This window comes from Mesorhizobium sp. M2C.T.Ca.TU.002.02.1.1 (assembly GCF_003997225.1).
The window spans coordinates 1-1,413 of record NZ_RZTO01001164.1; the positions used below are offsets into that span (position 1 = coordinate 1).

The 1,413-nt window shown below is 66.5% G+C and carries 1 protein-coding gene and 2 pseudogenes; all 3 read left to right on the plus strand.

From position 1 onward, the window contains the following. Positions 1-309, plus strand: a pseudogene (locus EOD07_RS34350) (glycosyl transferase family 1); the annotation flags it as partial. Next, positions 309-1,316, plus strand: coding sequence for a glycosyltransferase family 2 protein (locus EOD07_RS34355; protein ID WP_127238347.1), 1,008 nt, complete (start codon positions 309-311; stop codon positions 1,314-1,316). The pseudogene EOD07_RS34350 and the gene EOD07_RS34355, both read left to right, overlap by 1 nt. Then, positions 1,316-1,413 (plus strand): annotated as a pseudogene (locus EOD07_RS38890) (glycosyltransferase family 2 protein); the annotation flags it as partial. The gene EOD07_RS34355 and the pseudogene EOD07_RS38890, both read left to right, overlap by 1 nt.

A 1,413-nucleotide genomic window follows, 5' to 3' on the forward strand; every position in this document is an offset into this window, starting at 1 on the left:
CTTCCCAACCGCCTCTATGAGGGCTGCCGCTTCGGCGCGGTGCCGATCTCGATGGCAGACACTGAAACCGGAAGGTTCCTGAAGCAGCGGGATATCGGCGTGCTTCTGCCCGAAGCGACGCCCGAAAGCGTCGGGGCGGTGCTCGGCCGGATGGATCAGGTTCGATATCGCGACCTGAAGTCGCGGGTGCTGGCGCGCAATCCGAGGACCTGGAGCTACGATCGCAGCGATTGCGCGGCTTTCGTCGAAAAGCTGAGCGGCCTCGCCACGATGCCTTCAAATTTTGCAACGACGGAGGCGGCGGCGTGATGGCAGGGGACGCGCAAGAACCCGTGACGCAGGCGTCTATCCTGATCGTCATTCCCTGCCTCAACGAGGCAGCTCATATCGGCGGTCTGCTCGACCAGTTGCGGCCGGCGGCGGCACGGCTCGGCGGCCGCATCGTCGTCGCCGACGGCGGCAGCACCGACGGCACGCAAGCCATCGTCGAGAAGATCGTGGCGAAGGATCCTCGGGTGATCCTGCTCGCCAATCCGAAGCGCCTCCAGAGCGCCGCCATCAATCTCGCGGTGGCGAGCCTCGGCGAGGGCGCCGACTACCTCATCCGCATCGACGCGCATGGCGGCTATCCGGACGATTACTGCGACCGGCTGGTCGAGGAAGCGCTTGCCACCGGCGCCGATTCGGTCGTCGTTTCGATGCTGACCGCCGGCACCGGCGCCGTGCAGAAAGCGGTCGCGGCAGCGCAGAATTCCAAGCTCGGCACCGGCGGCTCGAAGCACCGGCACATGTCCGAGGGCGAATGGGTCGACCACGGCCACCACGCGCTGATGCGCATCGCCGCTTTCAGGCATGTCGGCGGTTACGACGAGAGCTTCAGCCACAACGAGGACGCCGAGCTCGACTATCGCCTGCGCCAGGCCGGCTGCCGCATCTGGATGAGCGGCAGGACGCAGATGGTCTATTATCCGCGCTCGACGCTGAGGAGCCTCTATTTCCAGTATCTCGGCTATGGCCGTGGCCGCGCCAGGAACGTGCTGAAGCACCGCATGGTGCCGAAGGTCCGGCAGATGATCCCGCTGCTGGTTGCGCCTGTGGTGCTGCTTGCCCTGTTCTCCTTCGTCCACTGGCTGGCGGCGGTGCCGTTCCTTTTGTGGGCGGCGGTGTGTCTCGGCTACGGCCTTGTGACGGCGATACGCCAGCGCAACGCCGGCATAGCGCTCGCCGGCGTCTCGGCGATGGTCATGCATTTCGGCTGGTCCGTCGGCTTCTGGCAGCAGCTTTTGACGCCCCGCTCGCAGCGCAAGGTGGCGTGATGGCCGGGCGCTCGATCGACATCTGCATCTGCACCTTCCGCCGGCCGGAGCTGGCCGACACGCTGCTCTCCGTCGCCGCGCTGGAGAGGCCTGAGGG